The organism is Actinoplanes sp. NPDC048791, from assembly GCF_040650095.1.
Taxonomy (GTDB): Bacteria; Actinomycetota; Actinomycetes; order Mycobacteriales; family Micromonosporaceae; genus Actinoplanes.
Genome location: NZ_JBEZGQ010000485.1, coordinates 1 through 6,242, shown reverse-complemented (window position 1 = coordinate 6,242; position 6,242 = coordinate 1). Strand labels below are relative to the sequence as shown.

The 6,242-nt window shown below is 72.0% G+C and carries 5 protein-coding genes and 1 pseudogene; 4 read left to right on the top strand and 2 right to left on the bottom strand.

Features of this window, described 5'->3' with window-relative positions; genetic code table 11:
- Positions 1 to 353, bottom strand: a pseudogene (locus AB0C29_RS28725) (amino acid-binding protein); the annotation flags it as partial.
- 147 nt (positions 354 to 500) lie between these two features.
- Entirely contained in the window at positions 501 to 1,517 is a 1,017-nt protein-coding gene (locus AB0C29_RS28720) for a LacI family DNA-binding transcriptional regulator (protein ID WP_360826364.1), read from the bottom strand.
- Positions 1,518 to 1,742: 225 nt separating this feature from the next.
- Here AB0C29_RS28720 and AB0C29_RS28715 point away from each other — a divergent pair, with 225 nt between their 5' ends.
- From AB0C29_RS28715 to AB0C29_RS28700, 4 genes are all read left to right on the top strand, one after another.
- On the top strand, positions 1,743 to 2,450 hold the full coding sequence (locus tag AB0C29_RS28715; protein ID WP_360826360.1) for a pyrimidine reductase family protein: 708 nt from the start codon (positions 1,743 to 1,745) through the stop codon (positions 2,448 to 2,450).
- Between the two features lie 104 nt (positions 2,451 to 2,554).
- Positions 2,555 to 4,306, top strand: a complete 1,752-nt coding sequence (locus AB0C29_RS28710) for an ATP-binding protein (RefSeq protein WP_212987633.1) — start codon at positions 2,555 to 2,557, stop codon at positions 4,304 to 4,306.
- 9 nt (positions 4,307 to 4,315) lie between these two features.
- Positions 4,316 to 5,467: an exonuclease SbcCD subunit D gene (locus AB0C29_RS28705; RefSeq protein ID WP_360826357.1), complete on the top strand. Its 1,152-nt coding sequence runs from the start codon at positions 4,316 to 4,318 to the stop codon at positions 5,465 to 5,467.
- Positions 5,464 to 6,242: SMC family ATPase (locus AB0C29_RS28700; RefSeq protein WP_360826354.1), on the top strand; the 779-nt coding region annotated here is incomplete at its 3' end. The genes AB0C29_RS28705 and AB0C29_RS28700, both read left to right, overlap by 4 nt.

Sequence of the window (6,242 nt, the reverse complement as noted above, 5' to 3'; positions counted from 1 at the left end):
CAGTCGGCGGCCAGCAGCCCGGGTACGGCGTCGACCAGCGTGGCCAGCCCGTCCGCCGGATTGGCCGCGACCTGGGCCAGCAGCTCGGCGTCGTGACCGCCGGAGACCGGTGCGCCGATCGCCCGCCAGACGCCGTCGACCTGCACACCGGGGATGGCGGCGAGGCCGGCCAGGAGTCGTTCGACGCGGGAGGCACCCGGCCAGACGACGGTGAAGTCGTCCACGGCCCGCCCGCCGAGCCGCTCCAGCACGACGACCTGGACGATGTCGGCCCCGGCGACGCCGAGCGTGCGCGCGACCTGACCGAGGGCTCCAGGGCGGTCCGGCAGAGTGACCCGTACCCGCAGCAACATGCAACTCCTCCCGTCTGGAGAACGGCACGGCAGTACCGTCCCAAGCGCCCAGATTGCCCAACCGGCGTTTCACACCCGTTGCGGCGCCGTGTCCCGGCCGTCAAGGGGCAGAGATATGCCCGGAATCACACTTCAGGGTAGGACGGGTCAGGCGGACGCGCGACGGACCAGATGGGTGTCGAGCAGAACGTGGGAAATCTCGACCGGCTCGCGGCGGATCCGGCACACCAGCAGCTCGGCCATGCGCCGGCCCATCTCCTCGACCGGCTGGTGGACCGTGGTCAGCGGGGGCTCGCACTGGCGGGCCACCGGTGCGTCCTCGAAGCCGATGACCGCCACATCCTGCGGCACGCGCAGGCCCGCTTCACGCAGGGCGCGCAACGCCCCGCTGGCCATCAGGTCGGAGGCGACGAAGACGGCGTCGAGATCCGGCTCGCGGTCGAGCAGGGCCCGCATCGCCTTGGCCCCGCCGGCCTCGCTGAAGTCGCCGTACGCCACCAGCTCCGGACCGCTCACCGCCGCGCGGTAGCCGGCCAGCCGGGCCCGGCCGACCTCCATGTCCTGCGGCCCGGCGATCGTGGCGACCCGCCGGGCGCCGTTGCCGATCAGGTATTCGACCGCTTTGCGGGCGCCCGCGGAATTGTCGACGTCGACCAGGAAGTCACTCTCGGCGGCGCGCGCGGAGCGGCCACCGAACACGAACGGCATGCCGCGCTCGCGCAGCACGGCCGGCAGCGGGTCGTCGTCGTGCAGGGAGAGCAGCAGGACGCCGTCGACGTGCTGGCCGGTCAGGTGGTGCTCGACCCGCTCGCGCTGCTCGGGGGACGCGGCCATCGCCAGCCACAGCTGCAGCGGCGTCTCGAGCAGGGCGGCATTGATGCCGCGCAGCACGCCGGCGAAGAAGGGCTCGCCGAAGACGCGCTCCTGCGACTCGGAGACGACCAGCGCCACCGAGTCCGTCCGCTGGGTCACCAGGGAGCGCGCCGCCCGGTTGGGGACGTAGCCCAGCTCCTGGATGGCGGCCTCGACGGCGGCCTTGGCCTGCGCGCTGACCTGCGACGACCCGTTCAGGACGCGCGATGCGGTGCCGCGGCCGACGCCGGCGCGCGCCGCGACGGCGTCGAGCGTCGGTCGACCCGGTGCACGGACGGGTTGCCTGGTCATCCGGGCATTATCGCCCTCAGGACCGCCGATGTCTCGCCCGTACGCTGTCAGATTTGACCTTGCCGGGTTCTGGGCTGCCCGCGCGACGCCGGGCGCCTAGGGTTCAGGGATGATCTGTCACGCTTGCCGCGAGCGCCGTCACGAGGACTGCCGGGGCGGGTCGTGGTGCGACTGCCAGCACCGTCCCGTCGAGCCGACTCCGCCGGTCACGGGCCCGGCGTCACCGTGATCGACGTCCGTGAGGCCGACCTGGTCGCCAGCTATCCGCGCCGCCCGGAGCCCACCCTGCGGGTGAATTTCGTGGCCAGCATCGACGGCGCCGTGACGGTGAACGGCAAGTCCGCCGGCCTCGGTGGTCCGGGCGACAAAATGATCTTCGACACACTGCGGATGCTCTGCGACGCGCTGGTGGTCGCGGCGGGCACGGTCCGCACCGAGAACTACGACGCGTTACGGCTGACCGGGCCGGCGCGGGAGTGGCGCCGGGCCCACGGCCTGAGCGAGTTCCCGCTCATGGTGGTCGTCTCGGGTTCTCTCGATCTGGACCCGGAGCAGCTCATCTTCTCGGACGCCCCGATCCGGCCGCTGATCGTCACCCACGCCGGAGCCTCCGCCGACCGCCGGGCAGCCCTGGCTGAGGTGGCCGACATCGTCACCGTGGGTGAGGAATCGGTCGATCTCGCCGCGGCGGTCCGCGAGCTGCACGCGCGGGGCGCGACCCAGCTGCTCTGCGAGGGCGGCCCGCACCTTTTCGGCGCGATGATCGCCGCCGATCTGGTCGACGAGCTGTGCCTGACGGTCTCACCCCGGCTGGTCGCCGGCGGTGCCGGCCGGATCGCGGCCGGGCCCGACGGCCCGCCGCGGGAGATGTCGCTGGCCGGCCTCCTGGCCGACGGGGACATGCTATTTCTCCGGTACGCCCGCAGCCGCTAGAAGTTGTGGACAACCCTGTGGATGACCCCTAGAAGTTGTGGACAACGCATGCCAACCGACGTGCCGTCCGTCGTTTGTCATACGTCTGGTGCAACATGATCGGCGTGTCTGACGAAGTGGTCGAAGTAAGCGAACCGGTCGGGCGTGTCCTCGGCACCGCCGACGCCACCCCGTTGCAGTTCTGGACGGCGGTCACGCCGGGCAGCTACCTGCAGCTCGACGACGTCGTGGTGACCAAGCGCGAGCTGCCCGGCCGCGAGCCGGTGACCATCGCCGGCGTGGTGACCCAGGTCCGCGCCCGGCACGAGGGCGCGCAGTTCGACTCCGACGTCTTCGCCATCGCCGAGGGCACCCTGCCGGCCCTGGTGCAGGAGGCGGCCGAGATCACCACCACCCGGGTCGACCCGGAGCTCTACGTGCCGCCCGCGCCCGGCGCCGTCGTGCACCGGGCCTCCGGCGCCGCGCGCGACGCGGCCCTGCACTTCGACCGGATGGAGCGGCGGGTCCCGATGGGCACGGGCCGCGACGGCGTGCCGGTCTTCCTCAACGCCGACTTCCTCGACGGCACCCGCGGCGCGCACGTGTCCATCTCCGGCATCTCGGGCGTGGCCACCAAGACCAGCTTCGCCACCTTCCTGCTCTATTCGGTGTTCCGGTCCGGGCAGCTCGGCGGCGACGCGGTCAACGCCCGCGCCCTGATCTTCAACGTCAAGGGCGAGGACCTGCTCTTCCTCGACCACCCCAACACCAAGCTCGACGAGGCCACCGAGGCGGCGTACGCGCGGCTCGGCCTGCCCGCCACCCCGTTCCCCGACGTGCGGGTCTACGCGCCGCCGCGGGCCGGTGACTCCTCCGGGGCGCCCGACGTGCAGAGCCGGCTCACCGGGGTCGACAGCTTCTACTGGACGCTCGAGGAGTTCTGCGAGAAGCGGCTGCTGCCGTACGTCTTCGCCGACGCCGACGACGAACGCCAGCAGTACACGATGGTGGTCCACTCGGTGACCGCGCACCTGGCCCGGCACGCGGTGCCCGCCGAGGGTGGCATCAGCATCGACGGCCGGCGGCTGTCGTCGTACGGCGACCTCGTGGACCACGTCGTCGACCAGCTCACCGACGACGAGACCCGTTCCACCTGGGCCGGCAGCGCGGTCAACATGGGCACGGTCAACGCGTTCGCCCGCCGGTTGATCGGCAGCAAGCGCGACCTGGCCCGGCTCATCCGCGGCGACCTGGCCGCCCGCCGCCCGCACCAGATCAAGACCGCCGAGAGCGCCCAGGTCACCGTCGTCGACCTGCACAATCTGCCGGACCGCGCCCAGCGCTTCGTGGTCGGTGTGACCCTCAAGACGGAGTTCGACGACAAGGAGAAGTCGGGCACCGGCCGCCCGCTGCTGTTCGTCGTGCTCGACGAGCTCAACAAGTACGCACCCCGCGAGGGCTCGTCGCCGATCAAGGAGGTGCTGCTCGACATCGCCGAACGCGGCCGCTCGCTGGGCGTGATCCTGATCGGCGCGCAGCAGACCGCCAGCGAGGTCGAACGCCGGATCGTCACCAACTCGGCGATCCGGGTGGTCGGCCGCCTCGACCCGGCCGAGGCGTCCCGCCCGGAGTACGGCTTCCTGCCCCCGGCGATGCGCCAGCGGGCCCTGCTGGCCCGGCCCGGCACGATGTTCGTCAACCAGCCGGACATCCCCGTCCCACTGTGTGTCGAGTTCCCGTTCCCGGCCTGGGCCACCCGCAAGTCCGAGTCGGGACCGCCCCCGGCAGCCACGATGCGCTCGATCGTGCAGGGGGTCGACCCGTTCGCGGTGGTCGGCGGCCGCGGCGGTTCGTCCGACGACGACATCCCGTTCTAGGGTTCAGCGATGCGCATCTTGCACACATCCGACTGGCACGTCGGGAAGGTTCTGAAGGGCCGGACCCGGCACGAGGAACACATCAAGGTGCTCGGCCAGGTGGTGGAGATCGCCCGGGCCGAGCAGCCCGACCTCGTGATCATCGCCGGTGACCTCTACGACACGGCCGCGCCCTCGCCGGACGCCGTCCGCGTGGTGACCCGGGCGCTGTCCGCGCTGCGGCAGACCGGCGCCACGGTGATCGCGATCGGCGGCAACCACGACAACGGCCAGGCGCTGGACGCGCTGCGCCCGTGGGCCGAGGCGGCCGGGATCACGCTGCGCGGGTCCGTCCGCGACAAGCCCGACGACCTGATCCTGACCGGGACGACCGCCGGCGGTGAGCGCTGGCGGCTGGCCGCGCTGCCGTTCCTCTCCCAGCGCTACGCGATCCGCGCCGTGGAGATGTACGAGCTGACCGCGGCCGAGGCCAGCCAGACGTACGCCGACCACATCGCCCGGCTGATCGCCCGGCTCGCGGAGGACTTCGGCGAGCCCGGCGTGGTCAACCTGCTTACCGCCCACCTGACCGTGGTCGGTGCCAGCGCCGGTGGCGGCGAGCGCGAGGCCCACACCGTCATGGGGTACGCGGTCCCGGCCACCGTCTTCCCGCCCGGCACGCACTATGTCGCCCTGGGCCACCTGCACCGTTCCCAGGCGGTCATCGGCCCCTGCCCGGTGCGTTACAGCGGCAGCCCCCTCGCCGTCGACTTCGGCGAGGAGGAGAACATCAGCTCTGTCGCGATCGTGGACGTCTCGGCCGAAAAGGCGGCCAAAGTCCGCGATGTGCCCGTGACCTCGGCCAAGATGCTGCGCACCGTACGCGGCTCGCTCGACCAGCTCGCCACGGTGAACCTTCCGGATGCCTGGCTGCGTGTATTCGTCCGTGAGACGCCACGGGTCGGGCTGCGCGAGGACGTCCAGGAGCTCCTGCCCAACGCCCTGGAGGTGCGCATCGATCCGGACATGGTCCCCGACCGGGCCGGGGAGCGGATGGCGCAGCGCGCCGGGCGCAGCCCCCGCCAGCTCTTCGGCGACTACCTGGACAGTCGCGGCAACGCCGAGGAAGGCGTCCGGGAACTCTTCGACGAGCTCTACGACGAGGTGAGCACCCACTCATGAGGCCGCTACGGCTCGACATGGCCGGTTTCACGGTCTTCCGGGAGGAGACCACGGTCGACTTCACCGACGCGGACTATTTCGCGCTGGTGGGGCCGACCGGCTCGGGCAAGTCCACGGTGCTCGACGGCATCTGCTTCGCCCTCTACGGCAGCGTGCCCCGCTGGGGCGGCAGCCGCGGCATCGGCAACGCGCTGGCGCCCTCGGCCACCGAGGCCCGGGTGCGGCTCGTCTTCGAGTCCGCCGGTTCCCGTTACGTGGCGACCCGGGTGGTGCGCCGCGACGGCCGGGGCAACGTCAAGACGGCCGGCGCGGGCCTGCAGCTCATGCCGCCGGGCTTCGACGTGACCCGGCTCGACACCGGGATGAGCCTGGAGGACCTCGGCGACGTGCTCGCCGGGACCCCGGCCGAGATGGACAGTGCGATCGTCGAGGCGGTGGGGCTGCCGTACGAGCAGTTCACCAGCTGCGTGATCCTGCCGCAGGGCCAGTTCGCCGACTTCCTGCACGCCAAGCCGGCCACCCGCCAGCAGATCCTGGTCAACCTGCTCGGCCTGCACGTCTACGAGGAGGTCCAGGCCAAGGCCTCGACCCGCGCGACGAAGGCGGAGGCCCAGCTGGCCACCCTCGACCAGCTGCTGGCCGGGCTGACCGACGCCGACGACGAGGCGGTCGACGCCGCCGAGACCCGCCTGACCGCGATGCGCGAGCTGACCCGGGCCGTCGAGCAGGCGGTGCCCCAGCACAGTGTGGTCCGGGCCCGCGAGACCGAGCTGGC